The organism is Brevundimonas sp. MEB006b (assembly GCF_030209705.1).
GTDB lineage: Bacteria > Pseudomonadota > Alphaproteobacteria > Caulobacterales > Caulobacteraceae > Brevundimonas.
This window is the reverse complement of record NZ_JARVRL010000002.1, coordinates 209,896-232,840: the sequence shown is the minus strand read 5'-3', so window position 1 is coordinate 232,840 and position 22,945 is coordinate 209,896. Positions and strand designations below refer to the sequence as shown.

Below are 22,945 nucleotides of genomic sequence, written 5' to 3'. Positions count from 1 at the left end.
GTCGAGGCCGCCCTTTTTGCTGCGGCGCCACAAAGTCGCCGATCTTGACGGAACGCTGTATGTGTCCCGGCGTCCACAGGCATTCGTCGTGTTTTCGGGCCTCTGGAACAGATGACGCTGTGACCTATTTAAGCACTCGCTGGATGGGGCTGATGATCGGCTCGGTCATCACATCTAGGAGTTAATAAGAAACAATGCGTAACATTCTTCTCGCTGCTGTCGCCGTTTCCGCAATCGCCGCTCCGGCCTTTGCTCAAACCAACCCTGAGCCGCGTGGTTACGGCTCGCTGGGCTACACTCATCTTGAAGGCGACAATGCAACGACGGGCGCTGTCACCGGTCGTCTTGGCGTCAACCTCAACCGTTACATCGCTGTGGAAACCGAAGCCTCGGTCGGCGTGAATCATGACGACTTCACCGTCGCGGGCGTCGATGGCGAGATCAAACACGAGTGGGACGCCGCCGGCTACGTGGTCGGCAAGGTGCCGGTCTCTGACAAGCTGGAACTGTTCGCACGCGGCGGCTACGGCCACACCGAGCTGAAGCAGAAGTTCCCGGGCGCCAACACCGACGTGGGCGGCGACAGCTGGAACTACGGCGCCGGCGCCAACTACTACCTGGACGGCGTCAACGGCGTGCGCGCCGACTGGACCCGTCGCGACTACCGCGACAACGGTGGTGAAGCCGACGCCTATTCGGTCAGCTACATCCGTCGCTTCTGATCTGATCGATCAGTCCTAACGACGAAGGCGCGCTCCGCAGGGAGCGCGCCTTTTTCGTTCAGAACAGTGAAATCAGCCGAAGTCGCCGGCCAGGGCCCAACGCTGCGAGCCTTCGCCGAACGGGCGAACGAACCAGTCGCGATAGTATTCAAAGGTCTCGATGATCTTTTGTCGAAGATCGGGCGGGTTGACCGCCTCGCCGCGCTGGCGCTTCATCGCCGCCACGCAATCGACCACCATGTTCTGATGCGCCGAGCCACCCATGCTCTTCAACACGGTGGCGATATCATGAGCCAAGCTTTCCAGGACCTGCTTGGGCGTCTTGTGAGCCATTCGGGACATCCCCTGTTCTCGACAGGAGAATGCGTGACAAAAAGTCGTGAAAGATTCAAGCGTGGCCGGGCGAGAATCATCATGGATGCGAATTAACCTGACACAACGCGGGTCGCGCGGTTTGGTTCTCTCAAGGGAGAAAACCATGACGAATTTCGATCCGGCGGCCGCGACGGCCCAATGGCTGGCGACCTTGTCGCCCCAGGAAACGGCCCGGGCCATCGCCTATACCCACGGTTCGCATTGGCTGATCCTGTGGAGCTTCCTGGTCTCGGCCCTGGTCGCCTGGATCATCGTGCGTACCGGCCTGCTGGTCGCGATCCGCAGCCGGATCGAACGTCGCCGTCGTCGGCCGATCCTGGCCAGTTTCGCCGTCGCCCTGGTCTATTCGGGCATGAGCTGGGCGCTGACCCTGCCGTGGGCGATCTATCAGGGCTGGTGGCGAGAGAAACAGTATGGACTGACCAGCCAGGCCCTGGGCGGCTGGCTGGGCGAGGCTGTGATCGGCGCAGCGATTTCGGTCGTGGCGACCTCGCTGCTGCTCGTGGCGATCTATGCCCTGATCCGGCGCGCGCGTCGGTTCTGGTGGGCCTGGGCGGCCGGCGTGACGGCGGCCTTCATCGTCATCGGCCTGGTGCTCGCGCCCCTGGTGATCGAGCCGATCTTCAACACCTACACGCCCGCGCCAAACGGGCCGGTGCGCGACGCCGTCGTGACCCTGGCCAAACAGACGGGCACGCCGTCGGACAAGATCTTCATCTACAACGGCTCCAAACAGTCCGACCGCTACACCGCCAATGTCTCGGGCCTGTTCGGTACGGCGCGGGTGGCGATGAGCGACACCATGTTCAAACAGGGCGCGGATCTGGCCGAGGTGCGCGGCGTGATCGGCCACGAGATGGGCCACTATGTCCGGGCGCACATTCTCTGGACCGTCGGCATTTTGGTCCTCCTGTCGGTGCTGGCCTTCTGGCTGACCGACCGGCTCTATCCAGTGGCGCATCGTCTGCTGAAGGCGGATCGCGTAGGCGACATCGCCGACCCTGCGGGTCTGCCGGTCCTGGCCCTGGTGCTGGCCTTCTTGGGCGTGCTGGGCACCCCGGTCTTCGCCACCATGACCCGCACGATGGAGGAGGACGCCGACCACTTCTCGCTGGTTCACGCCAATGCGCCGGACGGCCTGTCCAAGGCCCTGATCAAGACCGCTGAATACCGCGCGCCATCGCCGTCGGCGATCGAGGAGTTCCTGTTCTACGATCACCCCAGCGTGGAGAACCGCATCCGCCGCGCCATGGAATGGAAGGCGACGCATCCCGCCCAAGCCTTGGCAGAGCAACCGACGCGTCCTTAGGGCATTGAAGGCTTCGCCATTCCAAGCGGAGCCTTCGCCCCATGATCGACCTTTATCGCGGCCTCGGCCTGGGCGTTCCGGCCCTGATGGACATCGCGCCCCTGATCGCGCGGGTCGTGGTCGGGGGAATGTTCTTCCTGTCCGGCTTCTACAAACTGTTCACCCCGGCCCAGGCCGAGAAGATGCAGAAGACGATGGTCGAGGCCGGCATCGCCGCGCCGCGCCAGACCGCCAAGTTCGTCTCGGTGTGCGAGTTCGCCTTCGGCGCCCTGCTGATCATGGGCCTGTTCACCAGCCTGGCGGCCCTGGTGCTGCTGATCATCAGCCTGGTCGCCCTGGTGACGGTGGCGTCAAAGTCGGTGGAGGGAACCAGCCTCGGCTATCGCCTCTCCAGCTATTTCGACCTGCCCGAGACCCTGCTGATGGTCATCCTGGTCTGGCTGATCGCCAACGGGCCGGGGGTGTGGAGCCTGGACTTCGTCCTGTTCCTGCCCCGGCTTTGAGGCTTCAGGCCGCGCGCTTCCTGACAAAGACCGTCCCGGCCGAATAGCCGGCACCGAAGCTGCAGATCAGCCCCGTATCGCCCGCCTCGAATCCGTCGTTGTGCAGGTGGAAGGCGATGATCGACCCGGCCGAGGAGGTGTTGGCGTATTTGTCCAGGATGATGACGTTCTCATCGGCCGACGGCTCGCGACCCAGCACCTTCTTGCCGATCATCGTGTTCATGTTGATGTTGGCCTGGTGCAGCCAAAGGCGCTTTAGCTCGTGCGGATCCAGGCCCAGTTCGCTGGCGTGATCCACGATCATGTCCGACACCATCGGCACCACGTCGCGGAAGACCTTGCGGCCCTGCTGGATGAACAGCTTGTCGTTCTGGATGCTGTCGTCGGCCTCGGGGCTGTCCAGATGCGCGGTGTCGCGCGCGTTGCGATTCAGGAAGCCGAAGTTGTTGCGGATGTTGTTCGAGAAGGTCGTCTTCAGCCGCGTGCCCAGCACGTCCCAGCCGCCGGGTCCCGCCGTGTCCGACGACTCCACGATCACCGCCGTCGCCACGTCGCCGAAGATGAAATGGCTGTCGCGGTCGGTGAAGTTCAGGTGGGCCGAACAGACTTCCGGATTGACCATCAGCACGGCCTTGACCGAGCCGCCGGCGATGAAGTCCGCCGCCGTCTTGATGCCGAAGGTCGCCGAGCTGCACGCCACATTCATGTCGAAGGCGAACCCCTCGATGCCCAGGGCCTGCTGAACCTCGATCGCCATGGCCGGATAGGCGCGCTGCATGTTCGATGCGGCGCACAGGACCGCGCCGATCTCGCTGACCGGCTTGCCCCAGGCCTCAATCGCCTGACGCGCCGCCTTGACCGCCATCTCGGCCAGGATCGAGATTTCGTCGTTGGACCGTTCGGCCAGGTTCGGCGCCATCCGCTCGGGGTCGATGATTCCGGCCTTGTCCAACACGAACCGGCTCTTGATGCCCGACGCCTTCTCGATGAATTCGGGCGAGGAGTGCGACTTGGCCTCCAGCTCGCCGGCCTCGATCTGGGCGGCGTGGCGGGCGTTCCAGCCGTCAGCCCAGGCGTTGTAGCTGTCGACCAGTTCGGCGTTCGAGACCGACTGTTCGGGGGTGAAGAGGCCGGTGGCGGCGATCACTGCATTCGACACTTTGTGGTTCCTATCGCTCGACGCGCGGCGTCTCGCTGCTTGAGGAGTGTGTTCCTATCGCTCGGCCCGCGGGACCTTGCTGCTTGAGGACAGTCCGTTTCCTATCAGAACGCGTCAATAGGACGGCGGCGGCTTGCGGTCGAGACTGGCGATGACGCCGGCGGCCCAGCGCTGGACCTGGCCGCGCGGCGCCTTGGGGGTCGGCTGGTCGCGCGCGGCGATCAGCCGGTCCACCAGATCCTCGGCCTCGCAGGGCCAGCCCTCGGGCGTGACATAGAGGGGATAGGCGATCAGGGCGGCGTGGACCAGGTGATCGACGCCGGCGCGGCGGCTGCGGCGCTCGAACGTCAGCCGGTCGTCGGTCAGTCCCCATCCGGCATAGAAGGGCCGGCCATAGACCGACACCGCCTTGCCCCGCATCAGGGCCTCGAACCCGGTCAGTGAGGTCAGGGTCGCCACCCGGCGACAGGCGCTCAGACAGTCGATGATATCCAGCCCGTCGCCCACCGCATCGACCGAGGCCATGGCCCCGGCGTCCAGTCGCCCAGGCCGGTTGCCCGCCAGCACGTCGGGGTGATTGCGATAGACCAGAAAGGCGTCCGGATGATCGCGCCGCGCCGCCTCCACCAGGGCCGAGTTGGTGTTCAGATCCGGCGCACAGCCCAGCAGGATCGACTTGTCGTTCTCGACCTGACCAACGACCAGCAGGATGTCGCGATCAACAGGCCAGTCCGTCGGCGCCTGACCCCTCAGATTGTATTTCGACAGGCCGGCATCGACCACGCGCGTCCGCAGGGCGGCGGCCCGCGCCAGCTGAACCGGCGACAGGTCCGAGGTTTCGATCAGGGTTTCCAGCCGCGAAGGCCGCGACGGATCGTAATAGACGCCCTGATCGTCCAGGGCGACCGACAGGGCGCCGACGAAGTCGGACCCCAAGCCCCGCGAACGGATAAAGCCGTCTTCCATCCGCACGGTCGGGCCGTCAAATGCAGCCGCCGCCTGACGCGTCGCCTCGCTCTCCTTGCCCGCCCACCAGATCAGTCGGCCGTTGGTGGCGGTCGCATGGGCGGCGGCGCGCGACGGCGACATGAAATAACGCATCGTCGCCTTGGGCGAGTTCAGCAGGCGGCGCACCGGCGGACGCTTGGCGGGGGCGAACCCGACTGCCGACCAAAAGCCCGCTAGTCGGTCGGCCCGGTCGCGCAACGCGATCAATCGCTCCAGCGCCTGTTCGGCCTCGCACCGTTCGCCGGTGACGGGATCGACATAGCGGCTGTAGGCGATCAGGGCGGCGGCGGCGACCTGTTCGATCGACCGCGCGACGCCGCGCCGCCCCGTCTGGACCGCATCGGTCGTCAGACCCCAGCCGGAATAGAAGGGCGCACCGAAACACCGCACCGGCAGGCCGCGCAACAGCGCCTCGAAGCCCAGCGCCGAGGTGACGCAATAGACAGCATCCACCGCCGCCAGCAGGTCGGCGGGCCGTACATCCGTATCGACCAGAGTGACGCCCGTCAGGTCCGTCACGCAGCCGCGCTTCTTGCCCGCCGCTACCGCCGGATGGCGTTTGACGATCAACTGGGCGTCCGGCTCGTCGCGCCGCGCGGCGGCGATCATCTCATCGAAGCTCTGGGCCGTCGCGAGGCCACAGGCGATTGAGGCGTCTCCAAACGTCTGGTCCACGATCAGCACACGCCGACCGGGTTTCAGCAGGCCCGGATCCAGCGGCCCGCCCATATTGGTCTTGGACACGCCAGACGCCACGATCCGGTCGATCAACCCGCGCGCCCGCACGGTCATGGCGGCGTCGCACCAGTCGTCGGCCGTCTGGATCAGATGCTCCAACCGACTGGGCCGCGTCGCATCATAATAGACGCCCAGATCGTCGACGATGAGGCTCAGGCTGGTCGCCCCCGCCTCGCCGATCCCGACCGATCTTAGGAACCCGTCCTCCAGCGCCACATAGGGCCGCCCGTTCTTCTGCGCCCACCGTCGCCCCGCCGCCGCCGTCGGCTTCATCCCCCAGCCCAGCACCGCTTGCACGTCCTCGCCTGGCAACCGACGCAGCTCGTAGTCGGCCAGAAACACGTCGAGGAACGGGACTTTCAGCACGCCGGGCGCACAGACCCAGGCCGGGATTTTCGAAGGCGTGTCGGAGGGTAGGGGCAAGGCGAGTCCGCTGAGTTTCGACGCGAGGTTTAGGGCGGTTGCGTAAAGGCGGCTAGGGTTCGCACCCGTCTCCTCCCCATTTCATGGGGAGGTGGCTCGAAGCGCAGCGGAGAGACGGAGGGGTTCTGCACCGCATCACGGGGGCCTGCGGGACTTCCAGAGCCCCTCCACCGCTTCGCGGTCCCCCTCCCCACGAGTGGGGAGGAGACAGCCGGTCAGCCCGCCCGGGCCAGCAAGGCCTTCGCCTGCTCCAGATGCAGCCGCTCGACCATCGCCCCGTTCACGCGGATCGCGCCCCGCCCCTCGGCGTCTGGCGCATCGAAGGCGGCGACGATCGCTCGCGCATCGGCGATCTCGGCTTCGGACGGCGAGAAGGCGGCGTTGGCGGCCGCGATCTGCGACGGGTGGATCAGGCTCTTGCCGTCGAACCCGTACAGTCGCCCCTGCAGTGCCTCGGCCGCCAGGCCTTCGGCATCCTCGATCCGGTTGAACACCCCGTCGATGGCCAGCAATCCGTTGGCCCGCGCGGCGGCGACCAGCATCGCCAGCCACGGCTTGAACGGTTCGCGATCCGGCGACGCCGCCGTCCCCAACGCCTTGGCGAGGTCGTTGACCCCTAGCATCAGCCCGTCCAGCGCCCCATCCGACGTGGCGATGTCGGCCAGGGCCATCAGCGCGCGCGGCGTCTCGATCATGGCCCACAGGGCGCAGCCCTCGGCCAGGCCGGCGGACAGGGCGTGCACGGCGTCGGGCGTCTCAACCTTGGGCGCGACGACCAACGTAGCTCCCGCCGCCTTCATCGCCGCCAGATCGTCCAGCCCCCAATCGGTGTCCAGCCCATTGATCCGCACGCCCAGGCGCGGCCCGAAGCCCCCGCCGCGAACCGCCGCGACGGCGGCTTCGCGGGCGTCAGCCTTGGCCTCGGGCGCCACAGCATCTTCCAGGTCCAGCACGGCGACATCGCAATCCAGCGTCCGCGCCTTCTCGATCGCCCGTGCATTGGAGGCGGGCAGATAAAGGACGCTGCGGACCCGGTCGCTGCGCATCAAACGCGGCCCGTAACGGGCACCAGGGAGCCGGTCATGGCCCGGCTCTCGGGCGAGGCCAGGAACAGGATTATCGCGGCCAGATCGGCCGGCGCGACCCAGGCCGCCGGGTCGGCGTCGGGCATGTCCTGACGGTTCGTCGGCGTGTCGATGATCGACGGCAGGACGGCGTTGACGGTGACGGATGTCGTCTTCAGCTCCTCGGCCAGCGCCTGGGTCAGGGCGTGGACCCCGGCCTTGGCCGCCCCATAGGCCCCCATGCCGGCCCCGGCCTTCAACGCGGCGGCCGAGCCGACGTTGACGATCCGTCCCTCGGGCGAAGCCTTCAGCGCCGACAGGGCGGCGCGGCTGGCGTTGACGGCGGTGGTGACGTTCAGCGCATACATCCGGTCCCAAGCCGGTTCCGCATCGTCGGTCGTCTGCCAGACAAAGCCGCCGGCGATGTTCAGCAGGGCGTCCAGCCGCCCGAACCGCGCGATCACAGCATCGACGGACTTCTGCGCCTGGCCGGCGTCCGTCAGATCGACCCCGCCGACCTCCAGCACGTTGTCGGGCACGGCATGGCCCGAGGCATGGTCGATGACCGCGACCTGCCAACCGGCTTTCAGCGCCGCCTCCAGCACCGCCCGGCCCAGGACGCCGTGTCCGCCCGTGATTGCGACTGTCCGCTGCATCATCCGCTCCTCCATGTCGCCGGGGACCATAGAGCCGGCTGCGGCCGGATCAACCGGCCCGATCAAGCGTCGGCGAACACCTTCGCCATCAACCGCTCCAGCGCCTCCTGATCGTCCGTATCGAAGGCGGCCGGCGTCGTCGCATCCACGTCGAACACCGCGATCAGAGCGCCGGATGCGTCGCGCACGGGCACCACGATCTCGCTGGCCGAACGGCTGTCGCAGGCGATATGGCCGGGGAAGGCGTGCACGTCCTCGACCAACTGCGTCTGGCCGGTCGCTGCGGCCGCGCCGCACACCCCGCGCCCGAACGCGATGCGCAGGCACCCCAGCGTCCCCTGGTAAGGCCCGACCACCAGTTCGTCCGCCTTGTCCGGCGCCACGACATAGAAGCCGGTCCAGAAATAGTGCTCGAACGCATCGGCCAGCATCGACGCCACCGTCGCCATTCGCGCCGTCACATTCGGCTCGCCGTCCAGCACGGCCAGGACTTCCGCCTCGACCTCCAGATAGCGCGCCGCCTTGTCGGCGGGACGATCATTGCGGGCGACATAGGCCATCAGGGAAACTCCGGAGCGGGACAGGCTGGCGATATAGGCGAGCGGCCGGCCGAAGGGGAGGGGGCCGTCATTCGCCGCCGCCTGGCCGGGAACGCTTCCATACGCCCCCGTGTTGGCGCTGGGAGACAACGACGGAGGCTCGCGTGACATCCACCCCTTCACGATCGCTCAGCTTGATCGCCGCCCTGATGCTGTCGGCAGCCGCGGCCGCCTGCGGTCAGGACGCCGACGCGCCTGGGCCAGCTGACGCGACGCAGATCCCCGCGCCGTCCGCACCAGAGCCGACAGCACCGCCTGCGGAACCGGCGAAGACAGGCTCCAGCCCCGCCACGTCGTCGTCGGCATCCGCGACGCCTGCGGCGTCGCGCAAGTCCTGCTATCTCTCGGTCGACGGCAAGGTTCTGCTCGACGAGCCGTGCCTCGTCTATCCGTTCGGCGACGGCGGCTACACGATGAACGCCTGGTCCGAGGGCAAGCCCAAGAACTCGCATTTCGCCGTCGTCGTCCTGATGGCCGACGGCTCGGCCGACGCCACCTGGAACGCCGATCCCGATGACGATAAGGCCGGCGATCGTCTGGGAACCGTGCGCCTCAGCGACGGCTGCTGGATCAACGACCGCGTGCGCATTTGCGTGCGAAAGTCGATTTCAAAAATGTTTGTGTCAGGACCACTTAAGACTGGCTCAAGCGCTGCTTGAAAAAGCGCTTAATTTCTCCCCCGCAAAGTAGCTGACCACTTAACAGTGCTTCAGTCGGTTTGAATTTTTCTCGGAAGTGATTGCAGTTTAGCGCCAGAAGCGGTCATTCACTGAGCGCCGGAAACACGTCATTCATCGATGCAGTCCGAGCCTGGGGACGTCCGCTTTTTGGTCCGATGCCTTTGGCCGATTCTGACCCATGGCGGACGTCTAGGGCGTCCGGTTTGGGCTCGCTAATTTCGCGCAGATTGGTCTTTTCGTATGGATGCAGTGACGCCAGTAGGCGCGTGCTATCTGCATATAAGATTCTGACATGTTCGTGCTTCTTCTTGCCCTGCAGTCCCCGCCAAGCCCTCCTGAAGATTGGATGAATGTTCTCTCATCCCCCGACGGCGTGTTCGGAGCCGATGCCACCACATTCACTATGCAAGGCGAGGGGCGCGGGATCAGGACTGTGTGGATCGAGCGTGGACAAGCTCCAGTGCTCGACCGAATGGTTGGAAACTGCAGGTCGAAGACTATCCGGTGGTTGAGCGAGCAGGACGATTTGGCAGATGCAACAGCCAAAACCGACAATGATGGAGCTTTGCAGAAACCGGACGAGTGGGAGGAGACACTTCTCAAAAGACTTTGCAACTATCCATACCTTTTCGATGCGCGGCTAGTCCCTGAAGGGTCGGGTCTAATCATAAATACTGATCGGACTCCTCGCGATCTTGCTACCTTCACGGCGGCGGCCCCTCAGATGATGGAGCCGACGCAACTGCCCCCTCCGCCGATTCAATGCGTTCCTGGAGTGGCCGGGCGGTATGTTCGCTCGCGTGAGGACTGCTAAGAAGGCCTGCGCTGTATGGCTATAGGGGTGAGGTTTGCTTCCAACTCTAGCTGACATCGACCGCGACTGCTTTCGGCAGGGGAACCCAAGACTGAAATCGACCCAGTGCGGACACCCAGGCGGGTGATTGTCTGCAGCGCAGCATAGGTTCAAAATCTCCGCAGGGCTAGATTGGGAGTTGGCATTGGTCCAGATTCGCTTCCTGCGATTGTTCATGCTGGTGCCGCTGGTGATGGCATTGCTGGGTTTGGCGCTCAGCAGCGTGAGCCCACCCGCTGGGCTCGCGGTGATGCTCGTTGCGCTTTTTTGTGGGGCTGTTTGTTTTCGAGATCGTCTGTCCGAAATGCGGGAAGTCTCCTTATATCCGCGTCCGTTTTCGCGAAGATGGTCGCGAGCGGATTAAATACTCAGCGCCTCTGATGGAAACTGTTTGCTCGCGATGCGGCCATGATTTTTATTGAAAATACATCAGCCAACGTCCTTTTCGCATTCTTTAGCGAACTTCGTCTCACGACCCGTTGCTGACGTTCGTTAGCGCCTCGCCTTACGCTCTGACCGCTCCTGCCAAGCGAGGCCGCCGAAGACAGCTAGTAGGCCCACGAGAAAGAGGGCGTCCTGTATTATGGGAGCGGCGCCAAGCATCTCCGCTGGCAATCGAGCGGTTAGTAACACCAGCCCTCCCCAGGTCACGGCCCGCGCTATGCCATTCGGTTTAGGTCCTCGACCTTCCTGCAGATCAACCATTGGCTCTCCACCCTGCGTTGAAGATAATGATGCGTAACTTACGCTGTCCACCCCTAGCCGATGTTTGAGACGCTCGCTCACGGGGGTCGCCAAGGTCCGCTTTCCACCCTTCTGAGACATAGGGGCAGTCCGCTTTACGGCGGGCCGCCCCAAGCCTGCTCAGAGGTCGATCTGCTCTGAAATCTCCAGCGCGTCGTCGGCTTCGATGCCGAGATACCTGACGGTGCTCTCGAGCTTTCCGTGCCCGAGAAGGAGCTGGCAGACGCGAAGGTTTCCGGTCTTCTTATAGATCAAGGCCGCCTTGGTCCGTCTCAGGCTGTGGGTGCCATAGGCGCTGGGGTTCAGGTCGATCATTCTTGCCTAGGTTTCGACCAGCCGGGCGTACTGCCTGGTGCCTATGTGCTCTCCATCCCGGCTGCGGCTAGGGAACAGCCAGTCGTCACGCCGTCGTCCTCGGCGCTCCAACCATTGAACCAGAGCTTCCCTAGCGGCCTCCGTGATCTCGAACGGCACGGGCCGACCGGTCTACTGCTGGATGATCATCGACCGCTGCCGAATGGCGCCGCCTTGAGCAATATCGCCGAGACGGAGTTTTACCAGATCACAGCCCCGCAGTTTGGCGTCCAATGCGATGTTGAACATCGCAACATCCCGTATCGATCCAACGGACTTCAGGTGCTGACGGATCGCCCAGATGTGCTTTGGCTTGAGTGGGGCCTTCGCACCGGTCATTCGACCAGCGTTCCAGGGTTTGCGGGGTAAACGAAACAGATCGGGCTGGCTCATGGCCACCTCCCACGATCAACACCCTTCCTCCTCAAGATACGCTCCAAACAACCTAGATGCGCCAACAGCAGTCATGCGCACAGTGTCGTAGAGCAGACTTCCAGCAACTTTGTCAGGAGATTATGGGCTTGCTAGTTTCGTATCTCAGTGCTCGTGCGTGCTGCCCAACCGCTGCCGATATCGGGCTCGCTCGGATGGTGAGAGACTAATTGTCCTCGTCAGGACCGATCGCTTGGTCAGATGGCTCATACAGATAGTCCAGCAAATCGCCTGGTTTGCAATCCAATGCAGCGCACAGGCGGGCAAGCGTGCGGAATCGGATGCCTTTGACCTTGCCTGATCGAAAGAGGGATAGCTGAGTCTCGCTCAGTCCGACCTGCTGAGCCAAGTCACGAGCTTTCAGGCCCTTAGCGGTGATTAGCCTGTCGAGTGTTACCCGGACCGGCATCAGATCATCTCGTCCAGCTCGGCCTGGACAGCCTCAGCCTGATCCAGAACACGGCCCAGAAGGAAAAGGGCTCCGCCGATCATCCCCAGCGTCATGCCCGCGACATCGAAATGCAGGTATCCACCGCGCATCTGTTCCAAGAAACGCAGCAGGTTGGTCGCGACGAATACGCTGAAGACGCCGCCAAGCCCAAGCGCCAGACCGACCCGCCGCAAGGCGTTGGCTACTGTCGCGGTGAACATGCTGCCGCGAGCCAAATCACCCATCGCCTGACCGATCGACCAGACGCCGAACAGGTAGCAAAACGGTGAAACTGTCCACACCAATGGCGTCATAAGGCTGCTCCCATCCATCCTTCCAGACAGCGAAGTGATGACGGGCACGATGACCCCGGCCCACGTCACCAGCAGGCCGACGCTCAGCGTCATAAATACCGCCAGCCAGCGAAAACGGACGCACATACGTCGAAATCGAGAGAGGTCCGACGGTCTCATGGCAGCTCCTGCATATGTCCGATTTTTAATCTTGACTTAAAGATCGATGCTTCGCAACTTTATATCGGACTTAAACACGGAGAGCGTAGCTTATGACGGCGCCAGCCATCGAAACAAGGCATCTGCCGAAGTGCTTTGCGCCCACGTCGCTCTGCCTCGTTGCAGTCGCCGGCATCGGCCTCATCACGGATAATCTCGGTCTCTGGATCTGCGTTGCGATTGCGGTGGGCGCCGCCCTGACAGGGTTTCTCGCTTGGAGGGCAAAGCGATGATAAGGGGCACATCTTCCGACCGGGCTGTTCGGCCCAAGTTCACCGCTGGCTATGCGGGGCTCTTGGCGCTCGTGATCCTGGGCACCTTCGTGATCCACGAGGGCGCGCACTGGGGTGCAGGCACGATACTCGGGCACCAGATGTCCTACGGCCTGAATGGCTCGGTTCCCTCAGCCGCGACATCGGCGGGCGACCACGCCCTGATCTCGATCGCCGGTCCTCTTGTCACGATCCTACAGGCCCTGATCGCGCTCTACCTGGTGCGCACCAGACGAAGTCTGGCCGCGTTTGCGGTCCTCTATGCTGCGGCCTTCATGCGCGTGGTGGCGCAGGGATTGAGTTTCATCCTGCCCAATGACGAGGCGCGCGTCAGTGATTGGCTCGGTATCGGCTTCTGGACTCTGCCTATCGTCACCGCCTCGGCCTTAGTCGCTTGCACGATCTGGGCTTCGCGACGCCTTGGGGCGTCATGGCGCTTTAACGCTCTGGCTTATCTCGTAGCTAGCCTCACCGTAAGCGTGATTGTGGGCGCCGACATGATGATCCGACGCGCGGGGTGAGCTTGACGCTTTGATGCGAACCGAACCTCAATCGGATCAAATTGGATGGGAGATATGCCTGACCGCGCACGCAGACGCGCACTTCGTCGCCGACTTCGCGTTCGATCCGACGCGGACGCTAGGCGCCCGCACGGATATGACCGTCCCCTTGGTTCGGAGAGCCGTTCCAGAGACCTTTTTCGATCTAGATCTAAGGCAAGTCGAAAATGGTTGTAGCGAAGTTGTTGAGTGTCGTTTGCGACATATCGGTATTGTTCAGGACCACTACCGATCGACGATCCGACGGTCGGTAGGTGAGAAGGGATTTGTATCCCCCCACGGATCCGGTTTCCCAAGCGACAGGTCCGGCAGATCCTACGCGCACCCTCCCGCCTAGGGCGTAGCCTTCCTGCAAGTATCGGACATTCAAAAGGTCTGACTTCGATTGCGGGGTCAAAATAGGCCCGCTCAGGAGCCGATCTGCGAATGTCAGCAAGTCAGCAGCATCCGAATAGAAGGTTCCAGAGGCGGCCCCGTAGCCATAACATGTGCTCATATCCAACTGCGCGGCGACGGTCTGACCATCGAAGGCTGGGACTAAGCCGGGAATGCCTTCGAACCCGCGGCTGGCGATCCCCGTGTTCGTCAGGCCCATTGGCTCGAACAGCAAACTCTGCGCCAAATCCTCAAAACGTGCGCCGGTTTGAGCTTCAATGACTGCGCGAGCGATCACCCAGTTCATGAAGGCGTAATCGAAGTCCGAACCAGGAACGAACTTCGTCTCCGTCGGCGCGAAACGGCTGACCATTTCTCTCGCAGAAGCATTTGACGTTCGCAGATCGGAATTTGCCTTGGCGGCCGGCATCAAAAGATCAGGAAGCCCGCTCGTGTTAGACAGCAGGTGCGCCAAGGTTACGGTCGCTCCACTGCTCGTAGGGAAATCTGGAAGAAGCGTAGATAGCGGCGTATCCAGGCGCAGCAATCCCATTTCCACCAGCCGAAGAACCATGGCAGCCGTGAATCATTTGGAGATGGAGCCAATGGCGTAGGTTGAGGCGGTGCTGGCCGGGGACTGATCGCGAACGTCGGACACCCCGTAAGCCTTCAGCATGATCGGTCGACCCGCGATCGCAACCGAGATTACGCCGTTGAAGTTCTGCGCCTGGGCAAAGCCGTCAGCAACCACTTCAATAGCCCCCATGGCCATTGCAACGGATTGGCCTGCGGGCATAAGCCACACTGTCGCTAACGACGTGGCGAGCAGTTGGCGACGCGGCATATTCATCTGGAGTTCTCGGTTGGGACGCCCAGCTTCATAGGAAGCTTCACCACGCTCAACCAAGTGACAACGAAGACAGGTTCGCCGCCTACTCGATTGGCTTGAAGAGTAAGCAGCCGCCAGCGCGGAGGGTTAGTCCTGACCGTGGCCCGGTTCGATGGGACCGCCGAGCGGCACTTCCGGGGCCGGAATGTCTGCGCGGACCAGCCGATGCGCCGCCGCCGCAAGCTTGTGTCGCATCTGCGCCGGTCGGCGCCACGGTCGCAGGCTGTCGGAAGCCGAGATTGGATCGCCCAGGTGGTGTTCGGCGACGAACCGGGAGAAGGCGCCGTGACTGCGTGATCGAAGCGGACGCAGACGATCCAAGCCCTGGTCTCGCAGATGTTCGATGCCGGCACTGATGCCGCCGTAGGCCATGATTGCCTGGGTGACGCGCATCTCTTCGCACCCCAGCCAGTGAGCAATCAGCCGATTACGAAATACGCCGACGCACGCCCCTCCCGCCGCTTCAGGGTCCGCCCCCGCATCCAGGGTCAGGTCGCATTCGCTATCGAAGCCCTGCGACCGGTTGTTGACGTTGCTGGACCCGATTCGAATAAAACGGTCATCGACGACGGCGAGTTTGGCGTGGACGATGATGATCCGGCCATTGCGCGTGACAGGGCTGTAGGCGCTGAACCGCCCATGCCGATCGGCGTTTTCTAGCCTCTTGAGAAAGGCCGAGCGCGTCTTGTCCATGGTCATTTGATCGAACCAGCTTGGCGAATGCTGGGTCGAGACCAGGATCACCTCCGGGCCATCGGCTTCATCAAGCCGCTGGGCGATAGCCTCCGCGACGACGGGCGAGGTGAAATACTGGTTCTCAATGTAGAGGGTCGTCTTGGTCGCAGCGATCGCGGCCAATGTGGCCGCCTCGCCCTGCCTCAACTCCGGAAAATCTTTCCACGGGGCCTGGGTTCGAGACACGCCGATCTCAACGTTTTCCAGATCGGGCTTCACAGCGTCCGGCCAGACGTCGCAAACGCTTTCAGCCCAGGCGGCAAGCGGCTCTCCCGTCGCTCTCGCCCACCGTTCGCGGAAAAGGGCACCCAGAGTGGCCGCCGGAGGACCATCGACCATCGCCATGACCTCATGGCGGCAATCGTAGCAGGGCGTTCCCTTATCGGTCTTCCCCCGACGCGGGTCGGGGTGGAGATGTTCGGGGCTATCCCATCGGTCGGGACCGATGTCGCAACTGCCGCAGAAGGCCACGGCGTCATCCACGATGATGACCTTCTGGTGGTGGGAAGCGCCTGGCGGCAAGGTTCCGTCCAGACGGAAATCGACGCGCGTGTCGGCGAAGAAGCGACGGCTGCGCCAGGGAAAGAAGCGCTGCGTGGCCGCAACGGCTAGGGGCGACTTCCAGCACAGGATCCGGATTTCCAGATCTGACTGGGCTTGCGACAGCTCTTTGAGGAAGCGGCCGATTGTTTGCGGACCAGAGCCGTCCGCTGGCTTGTGATCAAGGACGGTGTCGGGATCAAAGGCCCAGTTCAGGAAGTGGATGGTCCGACTCGCCTGGCTCATCGCCGCCTTTGCGGCCGCCAGATAGGGCTCCATGTCCACCAGCAGCGCGGCGCGGGGCGCGACTTCGGCACGCCAGCAGGTGGTTCCGACTTCCAGCATGTCCGTGTCTCCCGACCAAAATCGCCCGGTGAGCCGGTCGCACAGCTTACATCATATTGAAGATGTCGCGACGCCCCCGCCAGGCATCCGGAGCGTCGCGACGCTTCTCTTACTGGGTCCGGGCCGCAGCGTCAGCGGCCGCATCGGTCTTGCGCGCTGCGGTATCGGCGGCGGCATCGGCGTTAGCTGCCGCGTCCTTGGCTGCATCGGTGGTTGCGTCGGCGGCGGCGTCCGCATTCGCGGCTGTGTCACTGGCCGCCGAGGCGACCGTGTCGCCGGCGTTTTCCGCCGTAGCGGCGGCGTTTTCCTCGGTCCGCTCGGAGCAAGCCGACAAGGCCAAGGCGGCCGCGGCGGCGATATACAGCATACGCATGATGTGTTTCCTCTTGCTGACCCGGCGGCTGATCCGCCTTCGATTGCAGCGTCGTCAGGCTAGGGCGAAGGCCTGCCGATGGCGACAGACATTTTCTGATCCTGCTTCGATGTGTCGAGCGTCTGACGGCAGTTTCCCCAAACGTCTCAGGTAGGACGCTAAATATCTGCATCGAGTCAAAAGCGAACAAGGAGCCGGTCATTGGAAAGATGAGCCAGCCGCTGAGCCACTCTTAGGTGGTTATGAGCCACTTCTAAGTGGTCCCGACAGGTTTGGTAGGCCCGGAGGGACTCGAACCCCCAACCAGACCGTTATGAGCGGTCGGCTCTAACCATTGAGCTACAGGCCCCCAAGGCACGCCTCGGCGGTAGGGGTTTCGCCTAGCAGGCGCGGGCGCGGCTTGCCAAGCGGGGGCGGGCAAGAAGGCGATCTTTCGGCGATTTCACGAAGATGAACGGAAACTGCCACGGCGCACGGGCGTTGGTTCAGGCGAGAACGGCCAAGGTCGTTGCAACGGATCGGCGAACGCGCCGGTCCCGGATCGCTTACGGAGAAGACTGCATGACCCGCACCCTGGCCGCCGCCCCCCTGAAGACCCTGTCGTTGAAGACCGTCGCCCTGGGCGGCGCCGTCGCCGCCGCCGCCGTCCTGGCCGCCGCCACGCCCCGCGCCATGGCTCAGACTGCTGAACCCTCGATGGGAGCCATGCACATGATGCAACCCGCGCCGTCGCTGAACCTGTCTGCCTATGGCGAGGTCAAGGCCGCGCCGGACATGGCCACCATCACCTTCGGCGTTCAGACCGAGGCCGTCACGGCTCAGCAAGCCATGCGCGATAACGCTGCGCAAATGACGCGCGTCGTCGCCGCCCTGCGTCGCGCGGGCATTGCTGAACGCGATATCCAGACCTCCGGTCTGAACCTGTCGGCGCAATACGACTATGTCCAGAACGAACCGCCCAAGCTGCGCGGCTATCAGGCGGTCAACCGCGTGACGGTGGTCATCAACGACCTGAGCAAGGTCGGCACGACGGCCGACGCCGTGGTTGCCGCCGGCGTCAACCAGATCGACGGCATCAGCTTCGGCCTGAAGGATCCGACCGCCGCCGAAAACCAGGCGCGCCAGCTGGCCGTGCGCAACCTGCAGGCCAAGGCCCAGCTGTACGCCCAATCGCTGAACGTCCAGCTGTCGGGCATTCGCAACCTGACCGAGGGCGGCGGCTATGCGCCTCAGCCGCCGATGCCGATGTTCGCCGCCCGCGCTGCGTCGATGGATCGGGCCGAGAGCACCCCGGTTTCCGCCGGCGAACTGACGGTGCGGATCGACATCACGGGCGTCTACGACATCGCCCGCTGATCGCATTGGCCGGATAAAGAAAAGGCCCGCCGTCGCCGGCGGGCCTTTTTGCATTCTGAGAGGCGAAGCGCCTTAGCCAGCGTTCTTGATCGCGTTGGCGTCGTCCAGCAGGACCACGTTCGGGTTCCACTGACGCGCCTCTTCCTGCGGCAGCTGGCCGTAGGTGACCACGATCACCTTGTCGTTCTTCTGCACCAGGCGGGCGGCGGCGCCGTTGACGCCGATGACCTTCGAGCCGCGCGGAGCCTCGATCGCATAGGTGGTGAAGCGCGCGCCATTGGTGATGTTTAGCACGTCGACCTGTTCGTGCGGATAGATGCCTGCGGCGTCTAGCAGGTCCATGTCGATGGCGATCGATCCTTCGTAATCGAGATCGGCCTGGGTCACCGTGGCGCGGTGCAGCTTGGACTTCATCAGGGTGACCAGCATCGTGCGGTCTCCAGCAAGAAAAACGCGGGGCGCAGGCCCTCGCTCACAGGCGGCTCATATAGGGATTTCCGGGCCTCGCATCAATCCGCACGCTGCGTCGCAGCAATCGGGTGCGGCTGCGAACGCTAGGTCAACCGACGGATTGCACGCGCGTCATTTGACGACGGCCCGCGTCCCCCTATGCTGGCAACGCCATTTCCGGCCTGCGAGCGCGCGTTTTCCCTCCGATGAAGCAATTCTTCCTGACGGTCCTTGGTGTCTTCACCGGGCTGATCCTGTTCGTCGTCGTCATTCCCGTGGTGCTGCTGACGGTCGCCGTCGCCTCGTCGTCCAAGCCGACGACGCCGGCGACTACCGTGCTGGAGCTGGACTTGCGCGGCGGCGTCAGCGACCAACCGTCGTCCAATCCGTTCGCGGCCTTCGGCAGTTCGGGCCTGGCCCTGACGGACGTGGTCGATGGCCTGCATCAGGCCCAGGGCGACAGCAGCGTCAAGGCTCTGCTGATCCGCCTGCCGGAAAGCGGCATGACGCCCGCCACCGCCGACGAACTGCGCCAGGCGATCCATCGTTTCCGCAACGCAGGCAAGCCGGTCATCGCCCACAGTCAGGGCTTCGCCCCGTCGGGCGCGGTTATGTCTACCTATATGGTCGGGGCCTCGGCGTCGGAGCTGTGGATGCAGAACACAGCCGGCTTCCAGGCCACGGGCTTCTCGGCCGACAGCCTGTTTTTGGGCCGCGCCTTCCAGAAATACGGCGTCAAACCCGAGTTCGAACAGCGCTACGAGTACAAGAACGCTGTCAACGAATACACCCAGAGCGACTACACCGGCCCGCACCGCGAGGCGATGACGGCCTGGATGACGTCGATCTACGACACCGCCCTGGCCAACGCGGCCAAGGATCGCAAGACGACGGCCCCGGCGCTGAAGACGGTGATCGAGGCCGGCCCCTATTCGGCCGAACAGGCCCTCAGCAACCGGCTGATCGACAAGGTGGGCCAGGTCGAAGAGGCCGAGATCGCCATCAAGACCCGCGCCGGCAAGGGCGCCGAGATCGTCGAGTTCGGCAAATACGCCAGCCAGAAGGGCGAACGCACGGGTTCGGGCAAGAACGCCATCGCCATCGTGGGCGGGGAGGGGGCCATCGTCACCGGGCGCGGCGGCGGCGCCAGCTTCGGCGGCGGCTCGTCCATCCATTCCGACGACACGGCCGAGGCCATCTACGACGCGATCGAGGACAAGAGCGTCAAGGCGATCGTCTTCCGCGTCTCTTCGCCCGGCGGTTCGCCCGAGGCGTCCGAGCAGATCCTGGCCGCCGTGCGCGCGGCGCGGGCGGCCGGCAAGCCGGTGGTGGTGTCCATGGGCGCCTATGCGGCCTCGGGCGGATACTGGATCAGTTCTGAAGCCGACTGGATCGTGGCCCAGCCCACGACCCTGACCGGCTCGATCGGCGTGTTCGGGGGCAAGTTCGTGCTGGCCGATGCGCTGGGCCGGTTCGGCGTCGACATGCGTGAGCTGACGGTGGGCGGGGAATACGCCGACGCCTTCTCGCCGACGCAGGCGTTCACGCCCCAGCAGCGCGCGGCCTTCGCCGGTTCGATGGACCGGATCTACGAAGACTTCATCACCCGTGTGGCGACGGGCCGCAAACTGTCGCCGGACCGGGTGCGCGAAATCGCCAAGGGTCGCGTCTGGACCGGGGCCCAGGCCCTGCCTCTGGGCCTCGTCGACCAGCTGGGCGGCGTGACCGAGGCGGTGAATAAGGCTCGCCAGCTGGCCAAGATCCCCGACAACGAGCCTGTCCGCTTCAAGCATTTCCCCAAGCAGCAGTCGCCGTTCGAGGCCCTGTCGGAAATGTTCGGCGTCCAGACCGAGGCGGCCAAGGCCCTGGTCATGCTGGGCGGCGTCATGGCCGATCCCCAGGCCCAGGCCGTGATGCGCCGGATCGACAGCGACCGGATGCGCAGCCAGGGCGCGGTGGTTCTGGCCGACCAGCCGATCTTTTGACGGGGCGCGGCGCACGCGACCGTGCGTCGCGGTCCATTGACCGCTGGCCCCGATGGACCGACATTGCGTATAAGGCGTTCCCCGGATCGCCTGAAAGGATGATCCATGTTCCAGCCTGAACGTCTCGCCGCCATCGGCCATGCCGCACGCCGCCGTCCCAACGGCCTGGTGGCCTCCGTCATGTGGGTCGCCGGCATGATCGCCGCCGTCTGCGCCATGGCGGTCGGCGCCGTCCTCGCCGTCTTCACCGCTGCGGCCGTGGCGGTCATCGCCCTGTTCGCCGGCGTTCTGGTCTTTCTGGTCGGTCTGGTCATGCGCACCCGCCGCAATATCGCGCCGCGTCGCCGCAACAGCGATCCGGACCTGATCGAGGCGCACAAGGTGGACGGCGCCTGGGTCGCCTATGGCTGGGAGCGCAACGGCCGCTGAGCCGACGCCGCCCATGACGTCCTACATCGACGCGCCTTCGCCCAACTTCGACGCGCGCCGTGCGCCGCCGGACATGCTGGTGCTGCACTACACCGGCATGCAGACCGGCGAGGCCGCTCTGGCCCGCCTGCGCGACCCCGAGGCCAAGGTTTCGGCCCACTATCTGGTCGAGGAAGACGGCCGCGTCTTTCAACTGGTGCCCGAGGAGCGCCGCGCCTGGCACGCCGGTTGCGGCGTCTGGCAGGGCGAGGACGACTGCAACGCCGCCTCAATCGGCATCGAGATCGTCAATCCCGGCCATGAGTTCGGCTACCGCGCTTTCCCCGAAGCCCAGATCGCGGCCGTCATCGCCCTGATCTCCGACATTCGCAGCCGCTGGACCATCGCCGACAACCGCATCATCGCCCATTCCGACCTGGCGCCGGATCGCAAGGAAGATCCGGGCGAGCTCTTCCCCTGGAAACGCCTGGCCGAGGCCGGGCACGGCCTGTGGTTCGAACCGGCGGCCGAACGGGTTCAGGCCTTGGGCGGCCTGTTGCAGAAGGGCGATCAGGGTATCGGCCCGATGGTGCTCAGCGCCGGCCTGCATCGGCTGGGCTACGGCCTGAAGGCCAGTGGCGACTACGACGCCGCCGTCGAAACCGCCGTCCGGGCCTTCCAGCGTCATTGGCGCCCGGCCCGCGTCGACGGCGTCGCCGACGGCGAAACCCGCGCCCGCCTGGTCGGCCTGCTCCAGCTGGCCAGCGCCGAGAGCGTCACGGGCGTGCTGAACTAGGGTTCGGATCGGTCCTGGAAGGGCCCGAAGACGCGGATGATAGAAATGGTGCGGTTCCCGTCGTCGATCCGATACAAGATGCGATGGCCCTCGACAGGGCGTTCTCGAACGCCTGCGACATCGCCCTCGGGCCATCTGAACGGAGTGAACTGCAGTTCAACGATGGCGCGCGTAATGCGGGCGGATCGCAACCGCGCCTTCAGACCGCTTCCGGGTTGATACAGCCAACGCCGCACCGCTAGCAGATCGACGCGCGCCCGAGCGGTGAAGATGACCTGATAAGGCCCGCTCATTCAGCTAAAGCGGGCTCGTCCAGGTCTTCGCCGGCGGACCAGCGATCCAGCCATTCCAGCGCTTCGTCGCCGGAAATGACGCGCCCGGCAGCGATGTCCGCATCGGCTTCTGCGACGCGCGCGCGCTCCCAGGTCAGACGGCGTTCGCGCTGTTCCGGGCTTTCTTGATCGGCGACATGAGAAGCGGGTTCGGCCATGGGTCGATCATATCCCATTTGCTGCCCCGGCGCATCCGTCAGTTGACCTCGGCGCCTCTAACGCGCATCTAGCGCGCGCCAGACGGCTGGGCGGTCGCGGCGGACTTCGCGTCCGTCGAGGAAAGTCCGGGCTCCACGGTGAAAAGGCGGCGGATAACTTCCGCCCGGGGTGACCCGAGGGATAGCGCCACAGAAAGCAAACCTCCGGCCTTGCGAGGCCGGTAAGGGTGAAAGGGTGGGGTAAGAGCCCACCGCGGACCTGGCAACAGGGACGGCATGGCAAGCCCCGCCTGGAGCAAGACCAAATAGGGACATCGCGCGGGCTCGCTCGCGGGGCTCACCGCCTCAGATGTCCGGGTAGGTCGCGAGAACCGATCAGCAATGGTCGGTCCAGAGGAATGATCGTCGCCGATCCGGGCCTCGGCTTCGGAGCGGAACAAAACCCGGCTTACAGGCCGTCTGGCATTTTTCTTGGCCTACCGCGCTTCGCGCTGCTTAAGGCCGACGTTTTTCTTTGGGCCTATCGGCCTTCGGCCTACTTGAGGCCAGTAGGGCTGGGGGTTGGCGCCCTCCCTTAGCCCGTCGCCTAATCCGAGTTGGGATTATCCCCGCATTTCAGCGTTCTGGCGGCGGTCCCGCGCTTTCGCGCGCGTTAACCTATTGTCTGGCAATGAAAGGTTAGAACGCCTCACAGCCTGTGAATACTTTGTTTGTTCCGTGTATGTTCCAGCTGTTCGAGCGTGCTTAAGTCGTCACACGTCAAAACATGGTTAAATCTTGGCTTCGATCCCATTGAGGCCCATTTCATCC

The 22,945-nt window shown here is 64.2% G+C and carries 26 protein-coding genes, 1 tRNA gene and 1 other RNA gene; 10 read left to right on the top strand and 18 right to left on the bottom strand.

Annotated elements, in window-relative coordinates; genetic code table 11:
* Positions 1-194: 194 nt before the first annotated feature.
* The gene (locus QRN13_RS02775) at positions 195-722 is read left to right on the top strand and encodes a porin family protein (protein ID WP_284876757.1); all 528 of its coding nucleotides are present in this window, start codon (positions 195-197) and stop codon (positions 720-722) included.
* Between the two features lie 72 nt (positions 723-794).
* Here QRN13_RS02775 and QRN13_RS02770 read toward each other — a convergent pair whose 3' ends face one another.
* The gene (locus tag QRN13_RS02770; protein WP_105625219.1) at positions 795-1,055 is read right to left on the bottom strand and encodes a hypothetical protein; all 261 of its coding nucleotides are present in this window, start codon (positions 1,053-1,055) and stop codon (positions 795-797) included.
* A 145-nt stretch (positions 1,056-1,200) separates the two neighbouring features.
* On the opposite strand from QRN13_RS02770, the gene QRN13_RS02765 reads away from it, so the two are divergent.
* Together QRN13_RS02765 and QRN13_RS02760 are read left to right on the top strand one after the other, a co-directional pair.
* On the top strand, positions 1,201-2,406 hold the full coding sequence (locus QRN13_RS02765) for a M48 family metallopeptidase (protein WP_284876756.1): 1,206 nt from the start codon (positions 1,201-1,203) through the stop codon (positions 2,404-2,406).
* A gap of 41 nt (positions 2,407-2,447) precedes the next feature.
* On the top strand, positions 2,448-2,909 hold the full coding sequence (locus QRN13_RS02760; protein ID WP_284876755.1) for a DoxX family protein: 462 nt from the start codon (positions 2,448-2,450) through the stop codon (positions 2,907-2,909).
* 4 nt (positions 2,910-2,913) lie between these two features.
* On the opposite strand, the gene QRN13_RS02755 is transcribed toward QRN13_RS02760, so the two are convergent.
* From QRN13_RS02755 to msrC, 5 genes are all read right to left on the bottom strand, one after another.
* Positions 2,914-4,068: a beta-ketoacyl-ACP synthase III gene (locus QRN13_RS02755; RefSeq protein ID WP_284876754.1), complete on the bottom strand. Its 1,155-nt coding sequence runs from the start codon at positions 4,066-4,068 to the stop codon at positions 2,914-2,916.
* Between the two features lie 114 nt (positions 4,069-4,182).
* The gene (locus tag QRN13_RS02750; RefSeq protein ID WP_284876753.1) at positions 4,183-6,237 is read right to left on the bottom strand and encodes a capsule polysaccharide biogenesis protein; all 2,055 of its coding nucleotides are present in this window, start codon (positions 6,235-6,237) and stop codon (positions 4,183-4,185) included.
* Between the two features lie 215 nt (positions 6,238-6,452).
* The gene (locus tag QRN13_RS02745; RefSeq protein ID WP_284876752.1) at positions 6,453-7,283 is read right to left on the bottom strand and encodes an HpcH/HpaI aldolase/citrate lyase family protein; all 831 of its coding nucleotides are present in this window, start codon (positions 7,281-7,283) and stop codon (positions 6,453-6,455) included.
* On the bottom strand, positions 7,283-7,960 hold the full coding sequence (locus QRN13_RS02740) for an SDR family NAD(P)-dependent oxidoreductase (RefSeq protein WP_284876751.1): 678 nt from the start codon (positions 7,958-7,960) through the stop codon (positions 7,283-7,285). Before QRN13_RS02740 ends, QRN13_RS02745 begins: the two co-directional genes overlap by 1 nt.
* Positions 7,961-8,019: 59 nt before the next feature.
* Positions 8,020-8,517 (bottom strand): free L-methionine (R)-S-oxide reductase MsrC, encoded by a 498-nt coding sequence (gene msrC / locus QRN13_RS02735; protein ID WP_055753342.1) that lies wholly within the window; start codon positions 8,515-8,517, stop codon positions 8,020-8,022.
* 143 nt (positions 8,518-8,660) lie between these two features.
* Here msrC and QRN13_RS02730 point away from each other — a divergent pair, with 143 nt between their 5' ends.
* Positions 8,661-9,215, top strand: a complete 555-nt coding sequence (locus QRN13_RS02730; RefSeq protein WP_284876750.1) for a hypothetical protein — start codon at positions 8,661-8,663, stop codon at positions 9,213-9,215.
* Positions 9,216-10,953: 1,738 nt separating this feature from the next.
* Here the strand turns inward: QRN13_RS02730 and QRN13_RS02725 are convergent.
* From QRN13_RS02725 to QRN13_RS02710, 4 genes are all read right to left on the bottom strand, one after another.
* Complete coding sequence (locus QRN13_RS02725) at positions 10,954-11,148, bottom strand: site-specific integrase (RefSeq protein WP_284876749.1); 195 nt, start codon at positions 11,146-11,148, stop codon at positions 10,954-10,956.
* Positions 11,149-11,319: 171 nt separating this feature from the next.
* Entirely contained in the window at positions 11,320-11,580 is a 261-nt protein-coding gene (locus QRN13_RS02720) for a site-specific integrase (RefSeq protein ID WP_284876748.1), read from the bottom strand.
* A 205-nt stretch (positions 11,581-11,785) separates the two neighbouring features.
* Positions 11,786-12,028, bottom strand: coding sequence for a helix-turn-helix domain-containing protein (locus QRN13_RS02715; RefSeq protein ID WP_284876747.1), 243 nt, complete (start codon positions 12,026-12,028; stop codon positions 11,786-11,788).
* The gene (locus tag QRN13_RS02710) at positions 12,028-12,456 is read right to left on the bottom strand and encodes a DUF2975 domain-containing protein (protein ID WP_350224830.1); all 429 of its coding nucleotides are present in this window, start codon (positions 12,454-12,456) and stop codon (positions 12,028-12,030) included. The genes QRN13_RS02715 and QRN13_RS02710 overlap by 1 nt, the downstream gene beginning before the upstream one ends.
* Before the next feature lie 400 nt (positions 12,457-12,856).
* On the opposite strand from QRN13_RS02710, the gene QRN13_RS02705 reads away from it, so the two are divergent.
* A complete protein-coding gene (locus tag QRN13_RS02705) occupies positions 12,857-13,354 on the top strand; it encodes a hypothetical protein (protein ID WP_284876745.1) in 498 nt (165 codons plus the stop codon).
* Between the two features lie 190 nt (positions 13,355-13,544).
* Here the strand turns inward: QRN13_RS02705 and QRN13_RS02700 are convergent, their stop codons facing one another.
* The 5 genes from QRN13_RS02700 to QRN13_RS02680 all read right to left on the bottom strand — a co-directional run bounded on the left by QRN13_RS02700 (position 13,545) and on the right by QRN13_RS02680 (position 16,999).
* Positions 13,545-14,342 carry a serine hydrolase domain-containing protein gene (locus QRN13_RS02700; protein WP_284876744.1) on the bottom strand — a complete coding sequence of 266 codons (798 nt, stop codon included), beginning with the start codon at positions 14,340-14,342 and terminating at the stop codon, positions 13,545-13,547.
* 12 nt (positions 14,343-14,354) lie between these two features.
* Positions 14,355-14,618, bottom strand: a complete 264-nt coding sequence (locus QRN13_RS02695) for a serine hydrolase (RefSeq protein WP_284876743.1) — start codon at positions 14,616-14,618, stop codon at positions 14,355-14,357.
* 126 nt (positions 14,619-14,744) lie between these two features.
* Positions 14,745-16,277, bottom strand: coding sequence for a phospholipase D-like domain-containing protein (locus tag QRN13_RS02690; protein ID WP_284876742.1), 1,533 nt, complete (start codon positions 16,275-16,277; stop codon positions 14,745-14,747).
* Between the two features lie 109 nt (positions 16,278-16,386).
* Positions 16,387-16,650, bottom strand: a complete 264-nt coding sequence (locus QRN13_RS02685; RefSeq protein WP_284876741.1) for a hypothetical protein — start codon at positions 16,648-16,650, stop codon at positions 16,387-16,389.
* A 273-nt stretch (positions 16,651-16,923) separates the two neighbouring features.
* Positions 16,924-16,999: transfer RNA gene (locus tag QRN13_RS02680), tRNA-Ile, on the bottom strand.
* 212 nt (positions 17,000-17,211) lie between these two features.
* Here QRN13_RS02680 and QRN13_RS02675 point away from each other — a divergent pair.
* Positions 17,212-18,006: an SIMPL domain-containing protein gene (locus QRN13_RS02675; protein WP_284876740.1), complete on the top strand. Its 795-nt coding sequence runs from the start codon at positions 17,212-17,214 to the stop codon at positions 18,004-18,006.
* Between the two features lie 72 nt (positions 18,007-18,078).
* Here QRN13_RS02675 and panD read toward each other — a convergent pair whose 3' ends face one another.
* Complete coding sequence (gene panD, locus QRN13_RS02670; RefSeq protein WP_017504542.1) at positions 18,079-18,435, bottom strand: aspartate 1-decarboxylase; 357 nt, start codon at positions 18,433-18,435, stop codon at positions 18,079-18,081.
* Between the two features lie 227 nt (positions 18,436-18,662).
* Between panD and sppA the strand changes: the two genes are divergently transcribed.
* The 3 genes from sppA to QRN13_RS02655 all read left to right on the top strand — a co-directional run bounded on the left by sppA (position 18,663) and on the right by QRN13_RS02655 (position 21,645).
* On the top strand, positions 18,663-20,441 hold the full coding sequence (gene sppA, locus QRN13_RS02665; protein WP_284876739.1) for a signal peptide peptidase SppA: 1,779 nt from the start codon (positions 18,663-18,665) through the stop codon (positions 20,439-20,441).
* A 105-nt stretch (positions 20,442-20,546) separates the two neighbouring features.
* Complete coding sequence (locus tag QRN13_RS02660; RefSeq protein WP_017504540.1) at positions 20,547-20,870, top strand: hypothetical protein; 324 nt, start codon at positions 20,547-20,549, stop codon at positions 20,868-20,870.
* 13 nt (positions 20,871-20,883) lie between these two features.
* On the top strand, positions 20,884-21,645 hold the full coding sequence (locus QRN13_RS02655) for an N-acetylmuramoyl-L-alanine amidase (RefSeq protein WP_284876738.1): 762 nt from the start codon (positions 20,884-20,886) through the stop codon (positions 21,643-21,645).
* Here the strand turns inward: QRN13_RS02655 and QRN13_RS02650 are convergent.
* Entirely contained in the window at positions 21,642-21,938 is a 297-nt protein-coding gene (locus QRN13_RS02650; protein ID WP_284876737.1) for a type II toxin-antitoxin system RelE/ParE family toxin, read from the bottom strand. The two genes, QRN13_RS02655 and QRN13_RS02650, sit on opposite strands and share 4 nt — an antisense overlap.
* Positions 21,935-22,135 (bottom strand): antitoxin, encoded by a 201-nt coding sequence (locus QRN13_RS02645; protein ID WP_284876736.1) that lies wholly within the window; start codon positions 22,133-22,135, stop codon positions 21,935-21,937. The genes QRN13_RS02650 and QRN13_RS02645 overlap by 4 nt, the downstream gene beginning before the upstream one ends.
* Before the next feature lie 78 nt (positions 22,136-22,213).
* Between QRN13_RS02645 and rnpB the strand changes: the two genes are divergently transcribed.
* Positions 22,214-22,602: RNase P RNA component class A (gene rnpB / locus QRN13_RS02640), an RNA gene on the top strand.
* The last annotated feature ends 343 nt before the right edge of the window (positions 22,603-22,945 follow it).